This is a genomic window from Elusimicrobiota bacterium (genome assembly GCA_028718185.1).
Classification (GTDB): Bacteria; Elusimicrobiota; UBA8919; order UBA8919; family UBA8919; genus JAQUMH01.
In genome coordinates this window covers 193,318-219,598 of sequence record JAQUMH010000002.1, presented here as the reverse complement: position 1 = coordinate 219,598, position 26,281 = coordinate 193,318, and the positions used below count along the sequence as shown (strand labels likewise).

The following is a 26,281-nucleotide window of genomic DNA, read 5'->3' as shown; positions in this document are numbered from 1 at the left end:
TTAAGGAGTATGAAAATGATTAAATTTGGAACCTCAGGTTGGCGCGGGATAATAGCGGATGATTTTACTTTTGATAATGTAAAACTTGTCAGCCAGGCAATAGCGGATTATATAAAGCAGGTAAGCGGATTAGGAGATAAGCAGATAAGTGAAAGTCAAAAGACAAAAACCTCATCAACTCACTCACCCGCTCACCCGCTCACCCGCCCACCCGCTGTCATTATAGGTTATGATACCCGTTTTTGTTCTGAAAATTTTGCAAGGACGTCTGCTGAAGTTTTAGCGGCTAATGAAATTACTGTTTTTTCCACCAAGAGAGATTGTCCGACACCTGCGATATCATATGAGATTTTAAAAAGAAAAACCAGCGGAGGTATAAATTTCACTGCGAGCCATAACCCGCCGGAATATAACGGTTTAAAGTTTTCACCTTCATGGGGAGGTCCTGCACTACCCGAAACGACAAAAGCGATAGAAAACAGGTGTAAGGAACTTGGGGAGCAAGGGACAGGACGTGAAATCAAGCAGATAAATTATGAGGAAGGTAAAAAAAGAAATCTTATACAGGAAATTGAACCGGAAAAGAACTATATAAAGCGAATTGAAGAGTTAATTGACTTAAAAGCGATAAAAAAATCAAAAATCAAAATAGTCCTGGATGTTCTTTATGGTACAGCCCGCGGGTATCTTGATAAAATTCTTGAGGATGCTGACTGCAAAGTAAAAATACTGCATAATTACAGGGATGTGCTTTTTGGAGGTCATGCACCTGAACCATCAAAAGAGAATTTGACGGAACTATTAAGTATATTGAAGAAAGAAAAATATAATTTAGGACTTGGAACTGATGGTGATGCCGACCGTTTTGGTATTATTGACAGCGACGGCAGTTTTATTTCACCAAATGAAATGATAGCACTTTCACTTGACCACCTTGTTAAAACAAGAAAGTGGAAAGGTGTAGTTGCCCGTTCTGTTATGACAACGCATTTAATCGATGCAGTCGCTAAGAAATATAACATTACGGTAAGGGAAACCCCTGTAGGTTTCAAGTATATAGGTGAAGTAATGACAAAAGAGGATATGATTATAGGCGGCGAGGAGTCCGGAGGGCTTACAATATTTGGACATATTCCCGAAAAAGACGGGATTTTAGCTTGTCTTTTAGCGGCAGAGATGGTCGCAATAAACAAAAAGTCGCTTAGGAAAATCTTAAACCAGATTTATAAAGAAGTCGGGACAATTTTATCGACTCGTCTTAATTTTCATCTCCCGCAAGAGAAAATGAACAGTATAAAAACAAAACTTGAAAAAAACCCGCCTGCTGAAATATCCTCGCTAAAGGTTGTAAATATAAATAAATTAGACGGTTATAAGTTTATACTTGAAGACGGTTCCTGGGTAGGTTTGCGGTTATCGGGAACAGAACCGGTTATCCGTATTTACGTGGAAGCGGATAGTAAGAAAAAACTGGATAGTTTGACTTCATCTTCTAAGAGTTTTCTAAGCGATTAATTTAGTTTTTGTTTAAAAAAGCACAAAAACTATGACTAATAAAATATCTTTTTTATGTATTCAAATAATTGTTTTGCTGACTCCTTTGGCATTTTATACAGGGACAAAGGATAATTTTTTAATTAAGGATTTGGTTTTTAGTTTTTATGGTTTGATTCTTGCTTTGTTGCTGATATTAAAAATGTTCGAGAAAAGACAACAACTAAAATCAAATATCTTTAAGAATACAAAAAATACATGGCTTGGTTTTCCTCTGGTTTTATATTTGCTTGCAATAATACTTTCTATAATAAACGCAGTTCATTCACAATTGGTTTACGAGTTTTTGCTTTTCTGGGTTATTTTAACATCAATATATTTTACTGTAAGAAGATTTCCTGAGAAGTATTCAATGGCAGTATTAAACGTTTTAATCATAGTGACATTTATTGCCAACATATATGGCTTACTGCAATATCTCGGATTTGATATTATTAACTGGCTTTCTAACTTCAGCGGCAGACCCTTCTCAACTTTCGGTAACCCTAACTTTTTTTCCGGTTATCTTTTACTGGTATTTCCTTTAATTTTTACAAAAATGATTTCAACAAGGAAACCATTAGTGCATATTTTTTGGATGATTTTTTGTTTTCTGATTGTATTTAATATATGGCTTGCCAGGACCCGCGGAGCATGGATTGCATTTTTAATATCAATTGCATGTCTTATTATTTGGCAGATGATTTATACAAGAATAAAATTTGCAGCATCAAGAAGAATGTTCAGGGGTACTTTCTGGTTCTCTCTGTTGTTTTCGGCAATGGTTATTATATCAATTAGCAAATATGACTCAATAAAAAGCTTTGTTGGTGAAATTATAAATACTGAGACTAAAGACTCTTCGGTAAACGAGAGGATTTTTAAGTGGAAAACCGGCTGGGAAATGATAAAAGACCACCCTGTTTTAGGTATTGGTGCGGGTAACTTAAAAGTTAACTTTGCAAATTATCAGGCAAAAGTTAAAAGAGATATACAAATACAAAGTACAAGTGAATCAAATCTTCATAATGAGTTTTTGCAGCGGTTCGCCGAAACGGGTATTTTTGGATTAGCCGCCTTTTTATTTATCTTTTTTAGTTTTTTCTATTATAGTGTAGAATTGTTATATCAAAAAATAAAATCGGATGAATCCAGATTTAATATGCTTTTAGGACTTTTTACGGGAGTGTTTTCTGTTTTTATTTATGCATTGACAAATTTCCCTTTTTCAATAGTGCCAGTTGTTTCAGCAATGTTTGTATTTTTCGGGATTATGGAATCATATGTACCCCGCGTGTCGTTAGTAGGTGAAAGCAAAGAAAAATATTTACAACATATTTCTAAGAGTCACTTAAATCCGATTATCCATGTAATTCTCCTGATAATTTTTGTTATTTTATTATACAAGATAGTAATACCTCAATTTGCAAGTGACGTTTACAGAAAAAAAGGGGACAATGCCCTTTTTGCTAATGATTTTCAGGGTGCGATTACTGATTATGAAAAAGCGATAAAGATGGATTACTATCATTCTGAAAGAACGGCATATGATTTAGGTGAGGCATACAGAAAACTTAACCTGATTGACAAAGCGATAGAATCGTATAATATTTCGATTGCTTTAAGAAATTACGGCGAAGTATACAATAACATCGGGAACTGTTATTATTTAAAAAAAGATAGGAGAAATGCGTTGAAATACTGGAATATTGCAGCAGATTTAGGCTTACCTGATAATAAATTACAAGAACAACTCCTGAAAAACCTCAAAATTCTTAATTCTATGAAGTAGGCAATAATTCAGTATTATTGACAAATCGGGATATATAAATTATAATAATTTAACATGAGAGACGGGATTCCTATCGTAATATCAGCTCCTTCAGGTGCGGGCAAAACAACTTTGGTTAATCTTATTCTTAAGGATATTAAAGGACTTGCTTTTTCCGTTTCATCCACTACCCGTCCACCATCGCCAAAAGAGAAAGAAGGCAGAGATTATTTTTTTATATCAGAAAAAGAGTTTTTAAAGAAAAAAAAAGCGGGTAAGTTTATAGAGACAGCTCTCGTGCATGGTCATCACTACGGAACTCTCAAAAAACAACTTGACGAGAAGCTTAAAAAAGGTAAAGATGTTATACTTGATATTGATGTCCAGGGTGCGATGAACATAAGAAAGATATACCCGCAAGCACTTTTGATATTTATTGTACCACCGTCAACAAAAGTATTGTCTGAACGGCTCAGGGAACGGCACCGTGACAGTGAGAAAGAAATAAAAAAACGGCTTCATAACGCCAGGAAAGAAATGAAATACAGGAAGTTTTACGACTATACAGTTGTTAATGATTCGCTTAAAAAAGCATTTAGTAAGTTAGAAAGCATAATAAAAAAGGAGCGAAAGTTATGTCATCACTGAAGAATAAAAATATAATAGTAGGTATAAGCGGTTCAATTGCTGCGTATAAATCATGTGAAATTATACGGTTTTTGGTAAAATCAGAGGCTGCAGTGTTACCTGTTATGACTAAAAATGCTGCTGAGTTTGTTACATCTCTTACAATCCGGACACTTTCTAAAAACAGGGTTTATGATGATATGTTTTCAACTTTATTTGATTGGGATATTGAGCATGTTTCTATTGCAAAAAAAGCGGATTTGTTTTTAATTGCACCTGCGACAGCCAATGTAATTGCTAAAATTACTGCAGGTATAGCAGATGATGCACTGACAACTTTAATTCTTTCTGTAAAATGTCCTGTCGTGATTTGTCCGGCAATGAATTCTGAAATGTATAAAAATCAGATTACGCAGGAAAATATTTCAAAGCTTAAAAAAATCGGGTTTTATTTTATTGGTCCGGAAAAAGGTGAACTTGCCTGTGGTGATGAAGATATAGGTAGAATGTCAGAACCCCGACAAATCATTTCTGAGATAGAAAAAATCTTAAAAAACCGCTGATTATTTACTGAATAACTATATTATAATGGGAGAAGAAAATGAGCAAGATTTATCCATCGGGTTGGAGTAGGGTAAGCAAGCATACGATAAAAAGTATAATGCCGTCACCTCCGATTCTTCCAAGTACAAAAGCAAGCGAGTGGCCTAAAATAAGAAAAACAATAGAAGAACGTATTTCAGAATCAATGGGAAAAGTTCCCGCGGGCATTTGTAGGAAACCGGAATATAAAGAAATAAAAAGATACGAAGAATACGGACTTACACATATAGTATATAAATACCGTGTTATAGAAGACGAGTGGAATGAAGCTGTTGTCTTGCTACCGAAAGGCGGGGAAAAAGTGCTTCCTGCACATGCTGTAATTGCCATTCATGGTAATAATATGGGTGGTAAATACTGCCTGATGGACCCTAAAAATTATCCGGAATCTGTATATGCTCTTGAACTTGCTGAAAGAGGATATGTGGTAATTTTACCTGACCAATATTCATATTCCCCTGAATTTAAAGAGAGAGATTTATATGAAGTACAGAATGAATTTTACAAAAAATACCCTGAGTGGACGTTAGATTCAAGACGTTTGATTGAACAGCAATTATCGCTGGATATGCTGGAAAAACTTGGTTTTAGTAAAGGTAAGAATATCGGCTGTTTCGGGCATTCTTTAGGTGGCAGAGCGGCTTTAATACTGCCGGCTTTTGATGAAAGGGTAATTGCAACTGTCAGTTCTGCCGGTATCACGCCAAACAGTCTCTATCTTTACAAAATTGTGGCCCCTCATCCCGAATGTAACCCGAGAATAATTGATTATATGAAAAAAAATTGCGGGATACCGCAATGGGAATATAACGAACTTATCTCACTTATTGCCCCGAAAGCATTATTAGAGATAGAGACATATTTTGATCCGTGCGCATCACCTGATGTAATGAATGCTTTCTCATGCGTCTATGCCGCTTTTCCTGTTTATAAACTGCTTGGTGCAAACGATAAACTGGCGATATATGTGCATGGTGACGGACATATAACGTTCAAGTGTACCCGCGAAATGTCCTGGAATTTTTTGGACGAGTATCTTAAGATTAGTAAATAAGTAAATATTTTTCTCTCTTTCTTCTCCCCATTGGGGAAAAGAAAAAAGATGAGGGGGAAATTGTAGGGCTGAAATTATATATGAAAAATAAGAAAGTTTTAATTACAGCAGGACCTACAAAGGAATATATTGACCCTGTCCGGTTTATTTCCAATGACTCATCCGGGAAAATGGGTTATTTTTTAGCTGAAGAAGCAAAAAAAAGAGGTGCAAAGACAATATTAATAAGCGGTCCTGTAAATGTAAAGCCGCCGAAAGGCATAAAAGTTGTAAAAGTAGTCTCGGCGTTACAAATGTTTCAACAGGTAAAAAAATATTTTAAGCAATGCGATATTTTTATTTCCTGTGCTGCAGTCGGCGATTACAGGGCTGAAAAAATTTCTAAAAACAAGATAAAAAAGACAGGTAAACCAATTAAATTGAATTTAATCCCTAATCCTGACATTCTATTATCAGTAGTGCAAGAACATAAGAACATTCGAACACAAGAATCATTTGTTATTGGTTTTTCTCTTGAGACTGAAAACCTGGAAGAGAACGCCCGTGCAAAGCTTAAAAAGAAGAAATTGGATATGATAATAGCGAATGGTGTTAATACAATTAACAGCGCTAAGACAACAGGTGCAATTATCACGCAAAACGGTATTGATAAATTTAAAAATATACCAAAAAATATTTTAGCGGAAAAAATATTTGATAAATTAGAAAATTTTAAGACTCTTTCTTAATTAAGGTAGGGTCCATAAGTTCTTTTTGGTGTCATCGCGAGCGATAGCGAAGCAATCTCATGTTTTGCTGACGAGATTGCCGCGGGTTTCGCCCTCGCAATGACAGGCAAATGGAAGGAGTGGCAGTGACACTAATGTAGTAATTTAATATTTACCGGAGTGATATGAAGTATGACTTATTTTAACAAAACGATTGATATGACAAAAAAGTATGTTGAGCAATTGAAAGCAGACGGAATTGCTACCGTAATTGCTTCAGAAAAGGGAGAAAATGTGAAAAGAACAAAAAAAGAATCTAACAAAAGTTCAAATGTTGATGAAGGATTAAAGAAACTTTCAGCTATAGTAAGAACCTGCAAAAAATGTCATCTTTCAGCATCAAGGAAAAACGCCGTATTTGGTGAGGGTAATCCTAAAGCGGAGCTTATGTTTGTCGGTGAAGGTCCCGGTTTTGACGAAGACCAGAAGGGAAGGCCGTTTATAGGACGTGCAGGAAAGCTTTTGGATGAAATAATTACTCAGCCGAAGTCACTAGGGTTAAAAAGAGAAGATGTTTTCATCGCTAATATTGTTAAATGTCACCCTATGATTGACCCGTCTCATCCCGATAACAGGGGTAATGACCGTCCTCCCAATCCTGAAGAAATAAGTACTTGCATTCCCTATCTTGAAAAACAGATTGAGCTGATTAAGCCAAAAATTATCTGTGCGCTTGGCAGTGTTGCTGCTAAAACGCTTATTGGTATGGATATTCCTATTGGTAAATTACGGGGTAAGTTTTACGATTATAAAGGAATTAAATTAATCCCGACCTACCACCCGGCCGCCTTATTAAGGAACCCAAACTGGAAAGTTGAAACCTGGGAAGATATTAAAAAGATAAAAGCAGAACTGAAAAAACAAAAAGAGTTATAGGGTTTTAGAGTTCATAGAGTTATAGAGTTATAACGTCATTGAGTAACCCAACAATCTCTCTATCCCACTATCCCGCTATCCCACGACCCTACGACCCTAAGACCCAACGACCCTATTTTCTTATGATTTTAGAAGTAGCGCTTCCTATAAATATTTATAAAAATTTTGATTATATTGCTGATACTGATGTTAAAATCGGATGCAGGGTTGTTGTCCCGTTTAATAAGAAAAAATTAACCGGTTTTGTCGTTGCGGTTAAAGAAAAATCGGAATTATCGCTCAAAAAAATAATAAAAGTTGTTGATAATGAACCGTTTATAAATAATGAATTAATGCAGCTTGCAGATTGGATTTCTAAATATTATTTATGTTCATTAGGTAGTGCCTTAAACCTCATTCTACCCCAGACCAGTAAACTACCGTCAAAAGAAATAGAAATATTAAACAGGCGGCTCTCTTCAGATTCTTTAATTACACACAATTTAGAGCAGCAATCAGCGATTGAAAAAATAATTTTGTCATTACAAATATCACGTCAAAAAACATTTCTTTTATACGGGATGAACGATTCCGGTAAAACAGAAATCTATGTTCAAACTATTGAATGGTGTCTTAATAATAATAAATCAGCAATATACCTTGTACCTGATGTTTCGCTGCTTAGTCAATTCAGGGAATTATTGCGTATACGTTTTGGTGATAAATTAGGTATTTGGCACAGTGGTTTAACTCAAAAGGAAAAGAACGATTTTTTTAATCGTCTTAAGTCAGATAAGATTAAAATTGTTTTAGGTACCCGTTCAGCGATATTTTTACCGTTAAAAAACCCCAAACTTTTCATACTTGACGAAGAAGATGATGATTTTTATAAGAATATCCAGACGCCTAAATATCACGCTAAAGATGTTGCAATACAAAGAGCAAAAATAGAAAGTGGCATTGTAATTCTCGGGTCGGCGACCCCGTCAATTAAAACATATTACGAAACAAAAACCGGTGAGATAGAAGTTTTAAAATTGTCTGCAAGAATTGATAACAGGCCTATGCCGAAAATCAGTATCATTGATTTAAAATATACACAAAAATTTGCAATCACAAAACCACTTAAGTATGCTATAACAAATGCTATATTGCAGAATAAACAGGTTTTTTTATTGATAAATAGACGAGGCTGGGCGACAATTATAAAATGTAGCAGTTGCGGTAATATTGTAAGGTGTCCAAAGTGTTCAATACCGTTAGTTGCGCATAAAAATCCGGCAAAACTTTTATGTCATTACTGCGGATACAAACAGGATTTTTATAAATCTTGTCCTGTCTGTAACAGTAGTGTTATTTATTATGGGTATGGTACGGAAAAAGTTGAAGAAATTGTAAAAGGACTTTTCCCGACTACAAAAGTGTTAAGAATGGACGCCGATTCGGAAATCACCTATTCCGAAATGTTTCATATTATGAAATCTGGCAAACCCTGTGTTTTAATTGGTACCCAGATTGTTGCAAAAGGGTTTGATTTTCCCGATATGACTTTAGTTGGTATTATCAATGCATATTCGGGTTTATATTCTGCGGATTTTCGTTCTGCTGAAAGGACTTTTTCGCTGATAACACATTCTATAGGCAGGTGCGGGCGGGGTTCTTCGTCAGGGCAGGTTGTGATTCAAACAGAAAATCCTGAACATTATGCCATAAAATACGCTGCTGAGTTTGATTACGAGAGTTTTTATAAGAATGAAGTAGAATTTAGAAAAGAGTTTTCCTGGCCGCCATTTTCTAAAATGATAAATATAACAATATCAGGTAAGAATGAAAACGATGTAATTTGTGAATCAGAAGCAATAGCGGATAAATTAGAAAAAATAAAAAATTTGGTAGTTTTAGGACCTGTTCCAAAAATAACTTCGTTCCTTGCCGGGAAATACAGGTGGCAGATTCTCCTTAAGTTTCAGGAAAGCGATTTTCCGGACATTAGTAGTCGTTTATTGGAATTAGACGAGTCTCATCACAAGAAAAAAGTAAATGTAGTTTTTGATATTGACCCACTTGAAACTGTGTAAGTTTTTTGATAAGATGACACTGACAAAAAAATTTAACAGTGTCACCCTGAACTATGTTCAGGGTCTACCAATAATATGGCTATTTTACAGATAAAAAAATATCCGGATAAAATACTAAAGGTAAAAACAGCAGAAATTACCCGGCTTGATGAGAAGTTATTAAAACTTTCAAAAGATATGATTGAAACGATGTATTTTTTCAATGGAATTGGACTTGCTGCTAATCAGGTAGGTGAATTAAAAAGTGTTTTTGTGGCAGATATAAAACCGGAGGGAAAACGAAAACCGGTAGTACTTTTTAACCCTTGTGTTTTATCGTCTACTGGCAAGTGCTCGATTGAAGAAGGTTGCCTTTCCTTTCCGGGTATCTCGGCAAAAATAAAGCGGGCACAGAAGATAATAGTTTCCGGTATAACTTATGATGGAAAAGAAGTAAAATGGGAAGTTGATGGCTTAATGGCAAGGGTATTTCAGCATGAAATAGACCATCTCAACGGGATTGCTTTGTTTGATAAGGTTAGCCTTATCAAAAGATGGAAATTGAAAAAGGAATATTTTAAAAAGAGATGAAAATAGTTTTTTTTGGAACGCCGGAATATGCAAAACCGATTTGTGAATATTTACTTAAAAATGAAACTGTAGTAGCTGCAGTTACTAAACAGGACACTCCTGCCAATAGACATCTAAATATTCAGATATGTCCCGTAAAAGAGCTTTCTTGTAGAAATAATTTGCTGGTATTTACTCCTGCTAAACTTAAAGACGAAAATTTTGTTTTTGAGTTGTTAAGTCTTAAACCGGACCTTGCAATAGTAGTTGCATATGGGAAGATTTTACCGAAAATATTACTTGATGTTTTCCCGATGGGCTGTGTAAATATTCATTATTCGATTCTTCCCAAATACAGGGGTGCTGCACCTATCCAGTGGGCAATAATTAATAATGAAAATGAGACGGGTGTTACAAGTTTTTTTATGGACGAGGGACTGGATACGGGAAAAATAATATTTCAGAAAAAAATCCAGGTTTGTAAAGATGACGATACAATAAAACTACGAGAAAAGCTGATACCGGTTGCTATAGATGTCTTAAAAGAAACACTTGCCCTGATAAAAAACGGGGAAAAAGGTACAATTCAGGCTGGTATACCGAGTTTTGCGCCTCCTTTGAAAAAAGAGAATGGTAAAATTGACTGGAAAAAATCTGCTGAAGATATTTGTAATTTAGTCCGGGGGACAAAACCCTGGCCCGGTGCATACTTGGAAATTATTGATAAAGATTTAAAGATTAAAAGATTAAAAATTATTGAAACTGAAGTTTTTCTATTATCTTGTAACCAACAAGATGATTATGTGCCAGGTTCAGTTATTTCAATTCAAAAAAACATTGGTTTTGTTGTTAAATGCGGCACCGGTTATTTACTTGTGAAATCAATTCAACCTGCCTCAAAAAATATTATGTCTGCCTGGTCATTCCTGCAAGGACAAAACCTGAAAATCGGCGATAAATTATCTTGACAATATCAGGTTTTTTTCGTATAATTAAAAAATATAGAGGTGATTTTTATGAATGGTTTTAAAACATTTTTATTGATGTTAACGATGATGGTTCTTTTTCTTTTTATTGGAAACGTTATTGGCGGGCAGCGCGGGATGCTGACTGCTTTTATGTTTGCTGCTGTTATGAATTTTGTTATGTATTGGTTTTCAGATAAGATTGTTCTTGCAATGTATCGTGCTAAACCTGTATCGGAGAAAGAAGCACCTGAAATATATAGCATAATCAGAAAACTTATAACGAAAGCGAATATTGCAATGCCGAAAGTATATATCTTACCTATGGAAACTCCGAATGCTTTTGCAACCGGAAGAAATCCGGAACATTCGGCAGTTGCTGTAACGAAAGGGATTTTAGAGATACTCGATGAAGAAGAGCTCTCCGGGGTTATTGCTCACGAGCTTTCGCATATAACGCACAGGGATATTTTAGTGGCGACAATTGCGGCGACAATGGCCGGTGCAATTTCAATGCTTGCCCGTATGGTGCAGTGGGCTGCAATTTTTGGCGGCGGTTCAAGAAACGACAGGGACAGGAACGGCGGCGGGATTGGTTTGTTAGCGATGGCTATAATAGCGCCAATCGCAGCACTTTTGATTCAACTTGCAATTTCCAGGTCTCGTGAATATGGTGCAGATGAAGGTGCGGCAAAATTAACAGGGAAACCGCTTTTTCTTGCATCAGCGCTTAAAAAACTGGAAAGTTATTCCAAACAGATACCGTCAAAAATTGAACCATCAACTGCTCACATGTTTATCGTTAATCCTTTGCACGGTGGTTCATTTTTAAAATTATTTTCAACCCATCCTCCGATACAAGAAAGAGTAAAACGGTTGGAAAAACTTTCTGAAATTAAAATGCCGAAAGTCATTTATTAGATGAAAAAAATACTTGAATGGATTTTACTGTTGCTTATATTAGGTATCGTCGGGTTTGTAGGGTTAAATCGTCTTATTAATGCTCTTATTCATAGTAAACAAGACAGGATAGTTCCAAACCTTATCGGCAAGAACATAGCTGATGCGTTGGATGAGTTGTCATCGTTGAATTTATTTTTAAAAAAAACCGGGGAAGATTTTAATGTTAATATGCCTGCCGGTATGATAATTTCGCAGACACCGTCTGCCGGAAGTGTAATAAAAGAAAACAGGGCAATTAATATAATAGTTTCTTCCGGCGGTGAAGTTATATTTGTCCCGAATTTAACAAACCAGACAGTGCGTACTGCACAGGTGCTTTTAAGGAAGAATGGACTGGATTTTGGAGAGCAGGACGAAAAATATTCTGAGGTCATTGAAAAAGACAGGATAATTTCACAAAGTCCTTTACCCCGTTCTCCTATCCAAAAAAACGGGCTTGTTAATATAGTGGTTTCGTTAGGTATACCTCCGGAAGGAGTTTTGGTAATTCCGGATTTTGTCGGTAAAAATATTACTGAAGCAGAAAATTGGGCTAAACAAAATAATATCACGATAAAAAGTATAAATAAAATCAGTGATTCATCAGTTGCAGAAAATACAATAATCAAGCAGACACCTGAAGAAGGGATTGCAATTAATAAAAATCAATCAGTTGAATTTTGGATTGCTATAAAATTGGAGTAGACATGAGAGTAGCTATTGCACCATCTCTATTATCGGCAGATTTCTCGGATTTAAAAGCGGATATAAAGAAATGTGAGAATGCAGGTATAAAAATTCTGCATGTAGATGTTATGGACGGTCATTTTGTCCCGAATATAACAATAGGTCCGGTTGTTGTAGAATCGTTAAGAAAAAGCACAGATATGATTTTAGATACGCATTTAATGATATCAAATCCGGAAAATTATATTGAACTGTTTGCAAATGCAGGAAGTGATTGGATTACATTTCATATTGAGGCTGCAAAAAAACCGCTGGAAATTATTAGAAAAATAAAAAAACATAAATTAAAAGCAGGGATTTCCATTAACCCGTCTACGCCGGTTTCAAAAATAAAGAAGTATCTTAATGAGGTTGATTTAGTTCTTGTTATGAGTGTCAATCCCGGTTTTGGCGGACAAAAGTTTATGCCGGAAGCACTGCCAAAAATCAGTGAATTAAAAAAACAACGGTCTGCGGGCAGGAGAAAATACAAAATAGAGGTTGACGGTGGGATAAATTTTAGTACAATAGGAGATGTTGTAAAAGCAGGTGTTGATATTGTTGTAGCAGGCAATTCAGTTTTTAAATCTGAATACGGGATAAAAAACAGTATAAAAAAAATGAACAAAGTTGCAAATGTTTTTTAACTTTAATGAGGAGGGTAAAGATGGCTGTGGCAATTAAATTAAAGAGAATTGGCAAATCGCTAAATCCTATTTACAGGGTTATAGTGATTGCTTCTAAGAAAAGAAGTGGTGGTACTGCTATTGAGGAAGTGGGTTGTTTTAATCCCCGGGATAAAAAAAATATGTTCTTAAATATTGAGAGGATAAACCACTGGATAAAAATGGGAGCTATTGTTTCCAGTACGGTAAAAGGGCTGATAAAAAAGTTGCCGGAAGCAAGTCAGGTTTTGGTTGAAAAAAGTGCATGATTAAATAACTTTCCGGAATTTGTTATGGGATAGTTAATTTAAAAATCTGGGGATAATGGGAATAAATTATGAAAGAGCTTGTTGAATATATTGTTAAATCGCTTGTAGATAAAGCATCAGGTGTTAGTGTGTCAATTAACACTTCTGATGGCGGGAAAATTATTAAGGTAAAAGTTGACGATTCGGATAAGGGAAGGATTATCGGTAAGGAAGGCAGGATAATAAAAGCAATTAGACAAATAGTTTCTGCTTCTGCTACAAAAAAAGGTGAAAAATGCAGGGTTGAGATTGAAGAATAATAATGTTGATAGATATTCTTACACTTTTTCCTTCTGTTTTTGAATCTGTTTTTTCAGAAAGTATAATCAGGAAGGCAATAGAAAAAAAAATAGTAAAAATAAAAATTACCAATATCCGTGATTATGCTGAAGGTAATCACAGGATGGTAGATGATAAGCAGTATGGCGGTGGCGTGGGAATGATTATGATGGTTCCCCCTATCGTTAAGGCGATAGAAAAAATTACCGGTTTATCCGGCATGCGGAAAAGGGATAAGGCAAAAGATAAACTTAAAGTAATTCTTCTTTCTCCGCAAGGGAAAATTTTCACACAGAAAAAAGCGTTAGAACTTTCAAAATATAAGCATTTAGTATTTGTTTGCGGGCATTATGGCGGTGTAGATGAGCGGTTATTAAGGTTTGTTGACGAGGAATTGTCTGTCGGTGATTATGTGTTAACCGGCGGAGAAATTCCTGCAATGGTTGTTGTTGATTCTGTTGTTCGTTTAATACCTGATGTTGTAGGGAAAAGCGATTCCATAAAAAATGATTCACTTTGGAATAACAAATTAGCCAATGCAGTATATACAAGGCCTTATAATTTTCGTGAATTAAAAGTTCCGAAAGTTCTTTTATCCGGCAATCATAAAAATATTGAAAAATGGCGAAAAGAGAGTATAATTAAAAATACATTCAAAAAAAGACCGGATTTGCTGGAACAAAATTAGTTTAGATTTTAATATTTTTTAAAGGAGAACAAAATGAAAAATTTGATGGGTATTGTTGAAAGTAAGTTTATGAAAAAGGAAACCACTGGATTTAGGCCGGGTGATTCAGTTAAAGTGTATTACAAAATTATAGAAGGTGATTCTGAAAGAACCCAGATTTATGAAGGTATTGTTTTAAGGATAAAAGGTTCCGGTCTTAATAAAACGGTTACAATAAGAAAGATTTCTTTCAGTATCGGCGTTGAGAGGGTTTTCCTGCTTAGTTCGCCTCGTCTTGAAAAAATAGAATTGGTTAAACAGGGAAAAGTAAGAAGGAGCCGTTTATATTACTTAAGGTCACTATCAGGTAAATCTGCAAGAATTGAAGAACGTTCTGATGGAGAACATTCATCGCAAGGAAAGGCAGCGGCTCAGCAACCGGCAACAAATTAGTATTATCCTAAATGGAAAATTTGTTTTGCTTTGACAGAGAATTTTATAAAAATGGTTTAATAGCAGGTATTGATGAAGCAGGGCGGGGTCCTCTCGCAGGTCCTGTTGTTTCAGCAGCGGTGATACTGAAAAAAGATATACTTATAAAAAACCTGAACGATTCGAAAAAACTTTCTCCCCGGGTACGTCTTGCCGTTTATAAGGAAATAATTAATAATCTCATTGAGTATCAAGTCGGTATAGTTGATAATTTTACGATTGATCGAATAAATATACTGGAAGCGACTAAACTTTCAATGAAGCTTGCAGTTGAAAAATTAAGTGTTCCTCCTGATTTGGTTCTGATAGACGGTAACCAGCCTATAAATATAAAAATCAATCAGAAAACAATTGTTAAAGGTGATTCAAAAAGCGCATCAATTGCCGCGGCATCAATTATAGCAAAGATAACCCGTGATTTAATAATGGAAGAATTCGATAAAAAATTCCGAAATTACGGTTTCGCGAAACACAAAGGATACGGGACAAAGCTGCATATGGACGCTATTAAAAAATATGGACCTTGTGAGATTCACAGGAGAACTTTTGAACCGGTGAGAATTTATGACTCAGTCCGCTGAACTTGGGAAACTAGGGGAAGGACTTGCTAAAAATTTTCTTAAAGAATCCGGCTATAAAATTATCAAAGAGAATTTTAGAACTAAATATGGGGAAATAGACCTCATTGCTGAAGATAAAAATACAATAGTTTTTGTAGAAGTAAAAACAAGAAATAGCGATACATATGGTGTGCCGCAACTTTCCGTAAATTTTTATAAACAAAAACACTTAACCCGTGCTGCTCTTATTTTCATAAAGAAAAATGCACTGAACACAAACTACCGTTTTGATATCATTTCAATTTTTAACGGTAAAGTCGAACATATAAAAAATGTTTTTGCACCTTCTAATTATACTGTGTGAGAAGTAAATTATGATATTTTTTAAGTCAATATTGGAAAAAGGAAAAATTCTTTTAAAAACCGGTAAGGCTGATGAGGCAATCAGGTTGTTTTCAACAATGGTTTCCGATAAACCGGAAAATGCACAATTCCGGTTTTATCTGGCAAAAGCATATTTTCAGAAGAACGATTTGATTAAAACAAAGGAAAATTTACTTAAGTGTATTAAATTTAATCCGAACGAAGAGGTTGTAAAGAATATTGCTGAAATTACAAATTTTAAAAAAGTATCGTCTGACCGGTACTATAATACATTTTTAAATTTCTCGTCAGATGGTAAAAAGATAGTTTTTGTATCCATAAGACGTGATACTAATAACGATGGTCTTATAAACAATCTTGACAATGGTGGTATTTACATAATAGATTCTGATGGTAAAAACGAGAAACTGATAGTTGAAGATAAATATGCTAATTCTGACTGCTCTTTTTCTCCTGATGGCAAATATATAACCTACCTGTCCCGAAGGCGCGATACAAATGGTGATGGCAAAATTGACAATAAGGATTCTGCCGGTATATATATTTATAGTTTGGAAACGGGTGAGGAGCAATTTTTAATAACCGATGAAACTTTTAATAAAAAACCTGCTTTTTTGCCTGATAATAAATCAGTTTATTTTTGCAGTTGGCGCGGTATCGGAGGTAATTCCGGTATTTATTCCGTTGATATTAAAACAAAAGTAATCAGCGGATTAATTTCTGATATGTATGAGAACACTTCGCCTTGCATATCCAGTAACGGACAATATGTTGTATATTCTTCATGGCGGGAGGATACTAATAAAGACGGCAAAATTGATTTTAAAGATTCGTCTGCAATATATATAACTGATATTAAGAAAAGGACAACAACCCGGCTTACCGGAGATAAGTATAATAATTCTTTCCCTGATTTTTCATTTGATAACAAAAATATTGTTTATCTTTCACGGCGTCGTGATACTAATAAAGATGGTAGAATAGATTCTTTAGATTTTTGCGGTATTTATATTATAACTATCGGCGATAAAAAACTACAGGAAATTGTATCTGATAAATTCTATAACAAATATCCTTCATTTACAAGTAATGGTGAATCAATTGTTTTTCTAGGTTCTTTAAAAGGAAAGTCTCGCAATAAAGATGCTGAAATCAGAGATATTTTTGAAAATAAAGGGATTTATAGTATAAACATTAAAAATAAAAAAATGGACATACTTGTTAGTTCTAATTATTTTTCTTCTTCATTCCCTAAATTATCTTCATCTGATAAAGTAGCATATTTATCATGGAGAAAACATACCCGCCGTGGAATTTTCATAAGAGATATTTACAAGTTACCAACACTTGCTGAATTAAAAGAAATTATAGAAGAAAATCTGTAGTAAGCTCGTTGAAAAAGTCATCAACGGCCTTGATTACATTCACCCCGAAGCAACATCGGGGCAGTAATTGTGAAAAACAATTACATAGACTAGTATCTGAATCTAATCTGTGTAATTTTGTCTTTAATCGGTGTAATCAGAGATTGTTAAATTTTTAACAATCTCAAAAAGGAGTGAAAATCATGCTTTCTCAGGTTAATTCGGCATCTGTTTATGGTATAAATGGCTATATTGTTACGGTTGAAGTAGATATATCGAGCGGTTTTCCTACCTTTTCTATTGTCGGGTTACCTGATACTACCGTAAAAGAGTCAAGAGACCGGGTGATTTCTGCAATAAAGAATTCCGGTTTTGATTTTCCAACAAAAAAAGTTACAGTTAATCTTGCGCCTGCCGGAATAAAAAAAGAGGGTGCAATTTTTGATTTACCTATAGCAGTCGGGATACTTGTTGCAACAAAACAGATAACCATTGTTAATGATAAAAAATATTCGCTTATCGGGGAACTTTCATTGAACGGTTCAATCAGGAGAGTCAATGGTGTTCTTCCGATAGCGATAAAACTTAAAGAAGAAAAATATGACGGTTTGATTCTGCCTGAAGCAAATAAAAATGAAGCAGCGATTGTTAACGATTTCAACGTTTATCCTGCCGAAAATTTAAAGGAAGCATTAGAAATAATTTCGTCTTCAACACCGCCTGTTTCTTATAAAATTGATTTAATTAAACTTTTTTCTGCATCTTCACATTGTGACGTTGATTTTAAAGACGTAAAAGCTCAGGCTTTTGTCAAAAGAGCGATTGAAATTGCCTGTGCAGGCGCTCATAATATACTTTTGATTGGTTCTCCCGGAAGCGGTAAGACAATGCTTGCAAAAAGAATTCCGACAATTTTACCTCCGATGTCTTTTGAAGAAGCAATTGAAACCACCAAAATTCATTCAATAACAGGACTTGTTTCTAAAAACACTTCATTGATAGCAATTCGTCCTTTTCGTTCACCACATCATACAATTTCAGATGTAGCATTGATTGGCGGAGGTTCATTCCCTCGCCCGGGCGAAGTCTCTCTTTCACATAACGGTATTTTATTTTTAGATGAACTACCGGAGTTTCATAGAAACGTTCTAGAAGTTTTAAGACAACCGCTTGAAGACGGTGTTGTTACTGTTTCACGAGCACAGGCATCGCTATCGTACCCCGCGAGATTTATGCTCGTTGCCGCTATGAATCCTTGTCCTTGCGGGTATTACGGTCATCCGACCAAAGAGTGTACCTGTACCCCGTTTGTTATACAAAAATATGTTTCTAAAATATCCGGACCTTTATTAGATAGGATTGACTTGCATATAGAAGTACCTGCTGTAAGGTTTGAGGAACTTTCTGATACGACGGTTGTAGATTCGTCGGTAGATATAAGAAAAAGGATTATAAAGGCAAGGGATATTCAGAAGAAAAGATTTAAAGAAGAGAAGAACATTTATAGTAATGCACATATGGAATCAAAACACATCAAGACATATTGCGAAATTAGCGCAGACAGCAAAAAACTCCTGAAGCATGCAATGGATAAACTTGGTTTCTCTGCCCGTGCACATGATAGAATCCTGAAAGTTGCAAGAACTATCGCTGATTTAACCGGTTCCGAAACAATAGAAACCCAGCAAATAGCTGAAGCAATCCAATATCGCTCATTAGATAGGAATATATGAAAATTACTGAATTTCTAATCAACTAAAGAAAATAATAGGAAAAAATTGTGCTAATAAAGATAATAACAATAAAAGATGTAGAATATACGTTGTTAAAATAACGGTAAAATACTACGACAAACATTTGAAGTAAATTTGAGGAAGATTTGAGGTAAATATGACTTGACAAAACAGTGAAAATACTTTATAATTAATGCATAGTTAGTTGTGCAATATGTTGGTTATTTTTAATTAAAGTGAAATTGATGGAGACCCGAAAAGTAATTTGGTTTTTTTATTTTTTATGGGATAAGAATTGTTTTTTTAAACAAATAATAGTAATTCATTAAAAATTTAAGTAAGAAGTTCAGTAATATTGGTTTGATGGCAGAAGGAGTACGAAAGTATGTTAAAAAATATTTTAATACGAATGATTGATTGTAAAATTCTTCTTTTTCTTTTGGTATCCAATATATTTGCTCTTGAAGTGCCAGACATTATTAATAAAATTCAGTCAAATATAGATCAGATTCAAGATATGAAAATTAGTGTTACCACAACAATTGATAATAGTAAGGGGCAAGATGCATTTAAAGAAAATATTGAATACATCATGAAAAAACCTGATAAAGTAAAAATTGTAGATTTAATGTTAAAGAAAAGTTTTTTAATGATGGCTGAAAACAACCCTGTCCCATTTGTTCAAGAAAGACAAACTACACCTCAATCACAACATATTTCGATTTGGCCGGAACCTGGAATAATTTTTTATGTTAAAGATTATTTAAGCGAATTTGATGTTATTATAAGTTCGACAAATATGGATTCCGAAAAATATGTTCTTATAGGTACACCATATAAAACAAATAATGCTTTTCCAAAGATGGAATGGACAATAGAATACTCTAAAGGGATTGTTACAGAAATTAAGATTTATACTCAGTCAGGCAAACTGATGCGATTGCTACAGATACCAGAATATCAGTTGGTTAATGAAAAAATATGGTTCCCAAAAAAGGTTATTGATAAGTTAATTGCAAAACGAAATACTACAATCACAACAATTCTATATGATAACGTTCAAATTAATACAGGTATTCCAGAATCGGTGTTTAGTGAGTAGGTTGAAAAGTAAAAAATTTAAATAATAGGAGCTAACCGATATGTTTAAAAAAGTAAGATTAGCAGTTGCTTTATTGTTTTTTGTATTATCTGTTGGAAATTTTCTTGTTTATGCCAAAGAAAAAGTTGATTTAAAACTTATTTGGAAACAGAGGTTTGATACTGTTCCTGCAAATGAGGAATCAATATTAAGTAAACCGCCAGAAATAATTGCAGAGATGATAAAACCAATATTGAAAGTAGAAAATAAACTGATATTTTTTAATGAACAAGGAAAAATAGCAAAAGAAATAGAGTTAACGGAGCAAGATAGAGTTATATTTTCTAAGAATGGAGAGTTTGTAGTAGTAGATACCGAAGAGCTACCAAGTGGAGAAGAAAAAGAAGACGAGACATCGGCAGAAGTTAAAGTTTATGATAAAGCAGGAACGCTTCTTTATAAATATGATTCTACAAGCAGTGAAAATCATGTTATTTCAAATACTGGTACAAGCGTAGAAATTAATTATGTAGATTGTTCTTTTAGGATGTTTGATAATAAAGGGAATGTTGTGAAAAGTGTTAGAGTGTTTAATAATTCTGGGATAGATATTTCAAATTCCTTTAAGGGGGAATATTCAGGGAACGGCGAAAGATTTGTTATATATGCTACTTATTATCCACAAGAATCCGAAAATTTATTAAATACTGAAGTTTATATTATTCTTTATGATAATTTAGGTAATGAACTTTGGAGAAAAAAACTAGAAAATATAAAACAAAGTTCAGAAGCAATCCAAATTTCTGAAATTGGAGACTGCATATTATTGGGAGAAGATAGTAATATAGGAGAAAACAATACTGAAGATAGAGTATTCTTATTAAGTGGTAGTGGAGAGATTATAAAAATATTTTCACGAATCCGTTTAGTATTAGCACAATTAGAATTTAATTCCGAAACCAGTGAATTTGTAGTTAATCCAGGGTTAAATAAAACCTATGTAATTACTTCGTCAGGAGTTATATCAGAGTATGAAATGCCCTTTAGTGTTTGTGAAATGGCTATCTCAATGAAATATATAATCAATGTTGGGCGAGAAAAAAATAAAGAAAATATAATTTTAAATATATCGACTAAAAATAATGAAGTATTACTTACAAGGAATCTGGGTGGAAATAAAAATGATTTAAAAACCTTGTCACTGGAATTTGTTGGTGATGACATTATTGCTATATCATTTAGCAATGAGATAAGATATTATAAAATTTCTCTATTAGGACAAAAGAAATAAAATAATGAAAAAAACTTTTTTAATTTTAACTAGCATATTTACATTAAATATTAATAATTTGCTTTCTTACTCGTATCCTGTTAGTAGTATAAATCCCAATGCTACATCACCAATAAATACTCAACAAAGTATCTGGGGAACTTTTGGAGAAGTAAGAAAAAAAGGGAATATTTTGAGGGACCATTTTCATACTGGTGTGGATATCGCCGGTCAAGAAGGTTCAAGAGTATACACAGTAATAGATAGTACAGTTGGAATAATTAAGGAACGTGGGAGTATAAATGAGAGAATTTGGATAGGAAGATTTGAGTATGTTCATATAAATATTAGTGATGAAATTGTTGAAATTTCAAAAAGATCAAATGCAGAAGAAAGATTTATAAATAGTGGGACGTTTATTGGTACTACGAATAATCAAAATCATGTTCACTTAATTGAGAGTTATAATGGAGTATTTATAAATCCGCTACGACAAGGTGGTCTATCACCTTTTGTTGACACTGCTTCTCCAACAATAAAAACGATACAAGTAGTTTCTGATTATGACCCACTCAATGATAAAATACCTGACGAATTTGATAAAGAGGATAGTACATATATTGTTAAAGGTAAAATAGATATTATTGCTGATTGTGTTGATGGAATTACATTAGGGACATCTAATGCTGGAATTTATGAGATAGGGTATGAAATATTTAAAGCAACAGATTTACAAAATCCTTTAATTTCTGAAATGACGAATATTCGTTTCAATCGTCTTCCACCTAATAATAAAACAAAAATTGTTTATGCGGAAGGTACTGATATTCAATCATCTCCTCATACTAATAAATACATTGTAACTAATTCAACTGCGGGAAATAGTTATTTTGATACTGGTGAATTAGAACCGGGAAAATATAGAATATATGTAATAGCAAGAGATAGCAATGGGAATGAATGCAAGAAGTCAGTAGATATAGATGTTGTTGAAGAAAAACCTCCTTGGCAAATGTTTAGAAATGATGCTCAGCATACAGGAAGAAGTAAGTTTAAAGGTCCTCAGCAATCCCCGCAGGCGAAATGGGCTTTTGTATCAGGTAATTCAGGCTCTCCCACATCACCAGTTTTAGATAATAATGGTACAATTTACGAAGCTTTTTTTAGAACAATATTTGCTGTTAACTCAACAGGGGAAATGGAGTGGAGTTATACTTTAAACATTCACGGGAATCTCCACCCTCAAACATTATCTCTATGGAAAGATACATTATATTGTATAACAGATCACCCTTATAAGCTTTATGCTTTAAATACCCAAACAGGGGAACTAAAATGGACATATGAATTTCCAACGGGTGTTAGGGGAAACTTATGTATAGAAAAAGATGGAACAATTTATTTAAAAGCAGAAGAATCTTTGTATGCAATTAATTCTGATGGTAATTTAAAATGGAAAGTTGCTACAGGTTTAGGAATTTCTTATTTTGCTGTTGGCAATGATGGGACAATTTATGTTAGTGGGTATCGAGATACAACACGTACTAAAAGTGATTTGTATGCTTATTATCCCGATGGGCAACTAAAATGGTCAAAATATATATCAATTTATTCTTATTCTATAGCGATAGGAGACGATAATACAATTTATCTCTGCTACTTTTATGGCAATTATTTAACAAATTTATGTGCTTTGACTCAAAGTGGAGCGGTTAAATGGGAATATCCTGTAGGACAAGGAGCAAATTTTTATTTACCCCCATGTATATCTCGTGATGGAAAAATTTTATTAAGTCAGTCTGTGTATCCTTATACCTATGCTTTTAATCCGGATGGTTCTATAGCGTGGACATATTCTAATGTAGTGGATAAAAGTTATAACTTTAGTGTTGGGGCAGATGGGGTTATTTATTTTACAGATTCAATGCGGCTTTATGCTTTGAATTTAAATGGAACATTAAAATGGAAATTAGATGGTAAATTTAACGGTACAGATTTACCAATAAATAAAGATGGAACAATTTATGCTAGTTCATATCCAAATAATGTTCTTTATGCTTTTGCAGATTCTACTTTAGTATCATCTAACGAAGAAACCTTAAAAAAACATATTGGTGTAATAAAATTGACTGTGGATCCAATATTTAAACTTGGAGAAGTGTATTCCTATCCTAACCCAGCAAAGCGTGGTAAATGGCCAATGATACATATAGAATGTGGTATCGCTGATTGGGTGGAAATACGTATATATGATACAGCAGGTAAACTGATAGATTCTACTGAAATACGAGAACAACCATTAATTATTAATGAAAAGTATGCATATGAATACTTTTGGAATGTATCCGATGTAGCTAGTGGAGTATATATTTGTACAGTAAGTGCATACAAGAGTGGTGAAAAAACGATAAAAGTGTTAAAAAAGATCGCAGTTATAAAATGACAGATAACGAATTTATGAATAAGAAAATCTTAATCACAGTTTTTAGTTTTATTTTACTCGCTACTTACTACTCATTACTTTCTGCGTCTAATTCCGGTGCCTCTTTCCTGAACATCGGTACATCAGCGAGAGCAGTATCAATGGGTGGAGCATATGTGGGAGTGGCAAATGATGTAAGTGCAATCAGTTACAATCCTGCAGGACTGTCACAATTAAATAAAAGTGAGATAGTAGGGCAGCATACAAAGTGGATTGCGGATACCAATCATGATTTTTTAGCTTATGCAAGACCAACAAGTATAGGAACAATAGGATTAAGTATAGTAGCACTTACACAAGGCAAAATAGAAGGAAGAGATGAGAATAGAAATAAGACCAATAGTTTTTCAGCGTACGATGTAGCGACCACAATAAGTTACAGTAAACAAATTATGTCATTGCGGGGCGTAGCCGAAGCAATCTCTATAGGAACTAACTTAAAAATTATTCAGCAGAGCATAGCAGATGAAAAAGCAACAGGAGTAGCAATTGATATTGGACTTCTTACCCGCTTATCCGCTTATCCGCTGTCTGCTGGCTTATCCGTACAGAACATCGGACCTAAAATGACCTTTATATCAGAAGGGTACGATTTACCGCTTACTGCAACAATAGGATTGGGCTACACAATCAAAAGAGCGGTAACATTAGCGTTTGATGTAAAGCGGAAGATAATAGACAACAAGACGGAAGTATCATTCGGCACCGAATATGCTCCGATAAATCTTTTAGCATTCCGTCTTGGTTACCTACTTCCTACTTCCCACTCCCTACTTACTGACTTTAAAGGTTTTGGTGGTGGAATAGGGTTAAGAATCTTGAATACTTCCACTGACTATGCCTTCATACCTTATAGTGACCTCGGCAACACCCACCGGCTATCGTTTGGTGTAAAGTGGTAAATATTTATTATTCAACGTAGTTCTTTGACATAGTATTCACCCGGGAGCGGTAAGACAATGCTTGCAAAAAGAATTCCGACTATTTTACCTCCGATGTCTTTTGAAGAAGCGATTGAAACCACCAAAATCCATTCAATAACAGGACTTGTCTCTAAAAACACTTCATTGATAGCAATTCGTCCTTTTCGTTCACCACATCATACAATTTCAGATGTAGCATTGATTGGCGGAGGTTCATTCCCTCGCCCGGGCGAAGTCTCTCTTTCACATAACGGTATTTTATTTTTAGATGAACTACCGGAGTTTCATAGAAACGTTCTAGAAGTTTTAAGACAACCGCTTGAAGACGGTGTTGTTACTGTTTCACGAGCACAGGCATCGCTATCGTACCCCGCGAGATTTATGCTCGTTGCCGCTATGAATCCTTGTCCTTGCGGGTATTACGGTCATCCGACCAAAGAGTGTACCTGTACCCCGTTTGTTATACAAAAATATGTTTCTAAAATATCCGGACCTTTATTAGATAGGATTGACTTGCATATAGAAGTACCTGCTGTAAGGTTTGAGGAACTTTCTGATACGACGGTTGTAGATTCGTCGGTAGATATAAGAAAAAGGATTATAAAGGCAAGGGATATTCAGAAGAAAAGATTTAAAGAAGAGAAGAACATTTATAGTAATGCCCATATGGAATCAAAACATATCAAAACATATTGTGAAATTAGCACAGACAGCAAAAAACTCCTGAAGCACGCAATGGATAAACTTGGTTTTTCAGCCCGTGCACACGATAGAATACTGAAAGTTGCAAGAACTATTGCTGATTTAACCGGTTCCGAAACAATAGAAACCCAGCAAATAGCCGAAGCAATTCAATATCGCTCATTGGATAGAAGCATGTAAAAGTAATTGTACTTAGCAAATATAGCAAACATCTTAATACTAAATGAACCTCGATAGAGATACCTCACTGTTAATTTCTTTAATCAGGTAAATTCTTGAGATAGTTTGAAAAAAAGGAGGTAATAAAGTATGAAGAAGTATTTAGCATTGGTTCTAGTTGTGGTTTTCCTTTCAGGTTGTTTTGGTGGTTTTAAACTTACCAGAAAGGTCTACGATTTCAACAAAAACGTAGGTGGTAAGTGGGTTAATGAGTTGGTTTTTCTGGGACTTAACATAGTTCCGATTTACAGCATCGCGTCTTTTTGTGACGTTGTTATATTAAATACGATAGAGTTCTGGACCGGTAAAAATCCGATAGCGCAAGTACCCGGTAAGGATACGATTGCTCTGGACAACATGAATAAACGGGTGGTTATTTCTTCGAAAGAATCAGATAAAGTCAGGATAGATATTTTTGATTCATTCAAGCCCCAATCATCTTTTGTTCTTGAGAAACATTCCGACTGCGTTATAGCTAAAGATACTACAGGAAAATTGTTATTCAAAGCAATAACAAACGAAGACGGTAGCATTTCCATGTTTGACGCTAAAGGAAAATTAGTCAAAACATGTTCAGCAGATGAAGCTGGTCGCCTCTATTAAAGTAGTTGTTAAACAGTGGGGTATTCTATAGAGGCAAGTTAAGCACAAAATTTGAATTTATGTAAATTATTTGTGAGTG

General features: G+C 34.5%; 26 protein-coding genes and 1 pseudogene. All 27 read left to right on the top strand.

Annotation, left to right across the window (positions count from 1 at the left end):
- Nucleotides 1-9: 9 nt before the first annotated feature.
- The 27 genes and pseudogenes from PHE88_05550 to PHE88_05420 all read left to right on the top strand — a co-directional run bounded on the left by PHE88_05550 (nt 10) and on the right by PHE88_05420 (nt 26,202).
- The gene (locus tag PHE88_05550) at nt 10-1,515 is read left to right on the top strand and encodes a phosphoglucomutase/phosphomannomutase family protein (GenBank protein MDD5687280.1); all 1,506 of its coding nucleotides are present in this window, start codon (nt 10-12) and stop codon (nt 1,513-1,515) included.
- A gap of 31 nt (nt 1,516-1,546) precedes the next feature.
- Nucleotides 1,547-3,325, top strand: coding sequence for an O-antigen ligase family protein (locus PHE88_05545; protein MDD5687279.1), 1,779 nt, complete (start codon nt 1,547-1,549; stop codon nt 3,323-3,325).
- Nucleotides 3,326-3,379: 54 nt separating this feature from the next.
- Nucleotides 3,380-3,952 carry a guanylate kinase gene (gmk, locus tag PHE88_05540; GenBank protein ID MDD5687278.1) on the top strand — a complete coding sequence of 191 codons (573 nt, stop codon included), beginning with the start codon at nt 3,380-3,382 and terminating at the stop codon, nt 3,950-3,952.
- The gene (locus PHE88_05535) at nt 3,940-4,494 is read left to right on the top strand and encodes a flavoprotein (GenBank protein ID MDD5687277.1); all 555 of its coding nucleotides are present in this window, start codon (nt 3,940-3,942) and stop codon (nt 4,492-4,494) included. The genes gmk and PHE88_05535 overlap by 13 nt, the downstream gene beginning before the upstream one ends.
- Before the next feature lie 38 nt (nt 4,495-4,532).
- Nucleotides 4,533-5,588: a dienelactone hydrolase family protein gene (locus tag PHE88_05530; GenBank protein ID MDD5687276.1), complete on the top strand. Its 1,056-nt coding sequence runs from the start codon at nt 4,533-4,535 to the stop codon at nt 5,586-5,588.
- Between the two features lie 80 nt (nt 5,589-5,668).
- Nucleotides 5,669-6,316: a phosphopantothenoylcysteine decarboxylase gene (locus PHE88_05525; GenBank protein ID MDD5687275.1), complete on the top strand. Its 648-nt coding sequence runs from the start codon at nt 5,669-5,671 to the stop codon at nt 6,314-6,316.
- Between the two features lie 171 nt (nt 6,317-6,487).
- Complete coding sequence (locus PHE88_05520; GenBank protein MDD5687274.1) at nt 6,488-7,231, top strand: uracil-DNA glycosylase; 744 nt, start codon at nt 6,488-6,490, stop codon at nt 7,229-7,231.
- Between the two features lie 122 nt (nt 7,232-7,353).
- Nucleotides 7,354-9,288, top strand: coding sequence for a primosomal protein N' (gene priA, locus PHE88_05515; protein MDD5687273.1), 1,935 nt, complete (start codon nt 7,354-7,356; stop codon nt 9,286-9,288).
- A 75-nt stretch (nt 9,289-9,363) separates the two neighbouring features.
- Complete coding sequence (gene def / locus PHE88_05510) at nt 9,364-9,858, top strand: peptide deformylase (protein ID MDD5687272.1); 495 nt, start codon at nt 9,364-9,366, stop codon at nt 9,856-9,858.
- On the top strand, nt 9,855-10,805 hold the full coding sequence (fmt, locus tag PHE88_05505; protein ID MDD5687271.1) for a methionyl-tRNA formyltransferase: 951 nt from the start codon (nt 9,855-9,857) through the stop codon (nt 10,803-10,805). Before def ends, fmt begins: the two co-directional genes overlap by 4 nt.
- Before the next feature lie 48 nt (nt 10,806-10,853).
- Nucleotides 10,854-11,723, top strand: a complete 870-nt coding sequence (htpX, locus tag PHE88_05500) for a zinc metalloprotease HtpX (GenBank protein MDD5687270.1) — start codon at nt 10,854-10,856, stop codon at nt 11,721-11,723.
- Nucleotides 11,724-12,449, top strand: a complete 726-nt coding sequence (locus tag PHE88_05495) for a PASTA domain-containing protein (GenBank protein MDD5687269.1) — start codon at nt 11,724-11,726, stop codon at nt 12,447-12,449.
- Nucleotides 12,450-12,451: 2 nt separating this feature from the next.
- Entirely contained in the window at nt 12,452-13,117 is a 666-nt protein-coding gene (gene rpe, locus PHE88_05490; GenBank protein MDD5687268.1) for a ribulose-phosphate 3-epimerase, read from the top strand.
- Nucleotides 13,118-13,137: 20 nt separating this feature from the next.
- The gene (rpsP, locus tag PHE88_05485; protein ID MDD5687267.1) at nt 13,138-13,404 is read left to right on the top strand and encodes a 30S ribosomal protein S16; all 267 of its coding nucleotides are present in this window, start codon (nt 13,138-13,140) and stop codon (nt 13,402-13,404) included.
- A gap of 68 nt (nt 13,405-13,472) precedes the next feature.
- Nucleotides 13,473-13,703 carry a KH domain-containing protein gene (locus tag PHE88_05480; GenBank protein MDD5687266.1) on the top strand — a complete coding sequence of 77 codons (231 nt, stop codon included), beginning with the start codon at nt 13,473-13,475 and terminating at the stop codon, nt 13,701-13,703.
- Between the two features lie 2 nt (nt 13,704-13,705).
- Nucleotides 13,706-14,410 (top strand): tRNA (guanosine(37)-N1)-methyltransferase TrmD, encoded by a 705-nt coding sequence (gene trmD, locus PHE88_05475; protein MDD5687265.1) that lies wholly within the window; start codon nt 13,706-13,708, stop codon nt 14,408-14,410.
- Nucleotides 14,411-14,443: 33 nt separating this feature from the next.
- Nucleotides 14,444-14,842: a 50S ribosomal protein L19 gene (gene rplS / locus PHE88_05470; protein MDD5687264.1), complete on the top strand. Its 399-nt coding sequence runs from the start codon at nt 14,444-14,446 to the stop codon at nt 14,840-14,842.
- Between the two features lie 11 nt (nt 14,843-14,853).
- Entirely contained in the window at nt 14,854-15,462 is a 609-nt protein-coding gene (locus PHE88_05465; GenBank protein ID MDD5687263.1) for a ribonuclease HII, read from the top strand.
- Nucleotides 15,446-15,805 carry a YraN family protein gene (locus PHE88_05460; GenBank protein MDD5687262.1) on the top strand — a complete coding sequence of 120 codons (360 nt, stop codon included), beginning with the start codon at nt 15,446-15,448 and terminating at the stop codon, nt 15,803-15,805. Before PHE88_05465 ends, PHE88_05460 begins: the two co-directional genes overlap by 17 nt.
- 10 nt (nt 15,806-15,815) lie before the next feature.
- Complete coding sequence (locus tag PHE88_05455) at nt 15,816-17,210, top strand: DPP IV N-terminal domain-containing protein (protein ID MDD5687261.1); 1,395 nt, start codon at nt 15,816-15,818, stop codon at nt 17,208-17,210.
- Between the two features lie 182 nt (nt 17,211-17,392).
- A complete protein-coding gene (locus PHE88_05450) occupies nt 17,393-18,922 on the top strand; it encodes a YifB family Mg chelatase-like AAA ATPase (protein ID MDD5687260.1) in 1,530 nt (509 codons plus the stop codon).
- 385 nt (nt 18,923-19,307) lie between these two features.
- On the top strand, nt 19,308-20,024 hold the full coding sequence (locus tag PHE88_05445) for an outer membrane lipoprotein-sorting protein (GenBank protein MDD5687259.1): 717 nt from the start codon (nt 19,308-19,310) through the stop codon (nt 20,022-20,024).
- 40 nt (nt 20,025-20,064) lie between these two features.
- Nucleotides 20,065-21,294, top strand: coding sequence for a hypothetical protein (locus PHE88_05440; protein MDD5687258.1), 1,230 nt, complete (start codon nt 20,065-20,067; stop codon nt 21,292-21,294).
- A gap of 4 nt (nt 21,295-21,298) precedes the next feature.
- Nucleotides 21,299-23,716 (top strand): PQQ-binding-like beta-propeller repeat protein, encoded by a 2,418-nt coding sequence (locus PHE88_05435; protein MDD5687257.1) that lies wholly within the window; start codon nt 21,299-21,301, stop codon nt 23,714-23,716.
- Between the two features lie 14 nt (nt 23,717-23,730).
- Nucleotides 23,731-24,657, top strand: coding sequence for a PorV/PorQ family protein (locus tag PHE88_05430; protein ID MDD5687256.1), 927 nt, complete (start codon nt 23,731-23,733; stop codon nt 24,655-24,657).
- A 39-nt stretch (nt 24,658-24,696) separates the two neighbouring features.
- Nucleotides 24,697-25,560 (top strand): annotated as a pseudogene (locus tag PHE88_05425) (YifB family Mg chelatase-like AAA ATPase).
- Between the two features lie 129 nt (nt 25,561-25,689).
- Entirely contained in the window at nt 25,690-26,202 is a 513-nt protein-coding gene (locus PHE88_05420) for a DUF3332 family protein (GenBank protein MDD5687255.1), read from the top strand.
- The last annotated feature ends 79 nt before the right edge of the window (nt 26,203-26,281 follow it).

What these genes read in the sequence shown, in the direction of transcription:
- PHE88_05420 (MDD5687255.1), top strand. Translation starts at nt 25,690, where the DNA reads ATGAAGAAGTATTTAGCATTGGTTCTAGTTGTGGTTTTCCTTTCAGGT.
- rplS (MDD5687264.1), top strand. Translation starts at nt 14,444, where the DNA reads ATGAAAAATTTGATGGGTATTGTTGAAAGTAAGTTTATGAAAAAGGAA.
- PHE88_05550 (MDD5687280.1), top strand. Translation starts at nt 10, where the DNA reads ATGAAAATGATTAAATTTGGAACCTCAGGTTGGCGCGGGATAATAGCG.
- PHE88_05435 (MDD5687257.1), top strand. Translation starts at nt 21,299, where the DNA reads ATGAAAAAAACTTTTTTAATTTTAACTAGCATATTTACATTAAATATT.
- PHE88_05455 (MDD5687261.1), top strand. Translation starts at nt 15,816, where the DNA reads ATGATATTTTTTAAGTCAATATTGGAAAAAGGAAAAATTCTTTTAAAA.
- PHE88_05430 (MDD5687256.1), top strand. Translation starts at nt 23,731, where the DNA reads ATGAATAAGAAAATCTTAATCACAGTTTTTAGTTTTATTTTACTCGCT.
- PHE88_05535 (MDD5687277.1), top strand. Translation starts at nt 3,940, where the DNA reads ATGTCATCACTGAAGAATAAAAATATAATAGTAGGTATAAGCGGTTCA.
- htpX (MDD5687270.1), top strand. Translation starts at nt 10,854, where the DNA reads ATGAATGGTTTTAAAACATTTTTATTGATGTTAACGATGATGGTTCTT.
- PHE88_05495 (MDD5687269.1), top strand. Translation starts at nt 11,724, where the DNA reads ATGAAAAAAATACTTGAATGGATTTTACTGTTGCTTATATTAGGTATC.
- PHE88_05530 (MDD5687276.1), top strand. Translation starts at nt 4,533, where the DNA reads ATGAGCAAGATTTATCCATCGGGTTGGAGTAGGGTAAGCAAGCATACG.
- priA (MDD5687273.1), top strand. Translation starts at nt 7,354, where the DNA reads ATGATTTTAGAAGTAGCGCTTCCTATAAATATTTATAAAAATTTTGAT.
- PHE88_05520 (MDD5687274.1), top strand. Translation starts at nt 6,488, where the DNA reads ATGACTTATTTTAACAAAACGATTGATATGACAAAAAAGTATGTTGAG.
- PHE88_05545 (MDD5687279.1), top strand. Translation starts at nt 1,547, where the DNA reads ATGACTAATAAAATATCTTTTTTATGTATTCAAATAATTGTTTTGCTG.
- fmt (MDD5687271.1), top strand. Translation starts at nt 9,855, where the DNA reads ATGAAAATAGTTTTTTTTGGAACGCCGGAATATGCAAAACCGATTTGT.
- def (MDD5687272.1), top strand. Translation starts at nt 9,364, where the DNA reads ATGGCTATTTTACAGATAAAAAAATATCCGGATAAAATACTAAAGGTA.
- PHE88_05480 (MDD5687266.1), top strand. Translation starts at nt 13,473, where the DNA reads ATGAAAGAGCTTGTTGAATATATTGTTAAATCGCTTGTAGATAAAGCA.
- PHE88_05525 (MDD5687275.1), top strand. Translation starts at nt 5,669, where the DNA reads ATGAAAAATAAGAAAGTTTTAATTACAGCAGGACCTACAAAGGAATAT.
- rpe (MDD5687268.1), top strand. Translation starts at nt 12,452, where the DNA reads ATGAGAGTAGCTATTGCACCATCTCTATTATCGGCAGATTTCTCGGAT.
- PHE88_05450 (MDD5687260.1), top strand. Translation starts at nt 17,393, where the DNA reads ATGCTTTCTCAGGTTAATTCGGCATCTGTTTATGGTATAAATGGCTAT.
- PHE88_05465 (MDD5687263.1), top strand. Translation starts at nt 14,854, where the DNA reads ATGGAAAATTTGTTTTGCTTTGACAGAGAATTTTATAAAAATGGTTTA.
- PHE88_05445 (MDD5687259.1), top strand. Translation starts at nt 19,308, where the DNA reads ATGTTAAAAAATATTTTAATACGAATGATTGATTGTAAAATTCTTCTT.
- trmD (MDD5687265.1), top strand. Translation starts at nt 13,706, where the DNA reads ATGTTGATAGATATTCTTACACTTTTTCCTTCTGTTTTTGAATCTGTT.
- PHE88_05460 (MDD5687262.1), top strand. Translation starts at nt 15,446, where the DNA reads ATGACTCAGTCCGCTGAACTTGGGAAACTAGGGGAAGGACTTGCTAAA.
- PHE88_05440 (MDD5687258.1), top strand. Translation starts at nt 20,065, where the DNA reads ATGTTTAAAAAAGTAAGATTAGCAGTTGCTTTATTGTTTTTTGTATTA.
- gmk (MDD5687278.1), top strand. Translation starts at nt 3,380, where the DNA reads ATGAGAGACGGGATTCCTATCGTAATATCAGCTCCTTCAGGTGCGGGC.
- rpsP (MDD5687267.1), top strand. Translation starts at nt 13,138, where the DNA reads ATGGCTGTGGCAATTAAATTAAAGAGAATTGGCAAATCGCTAAATCCT.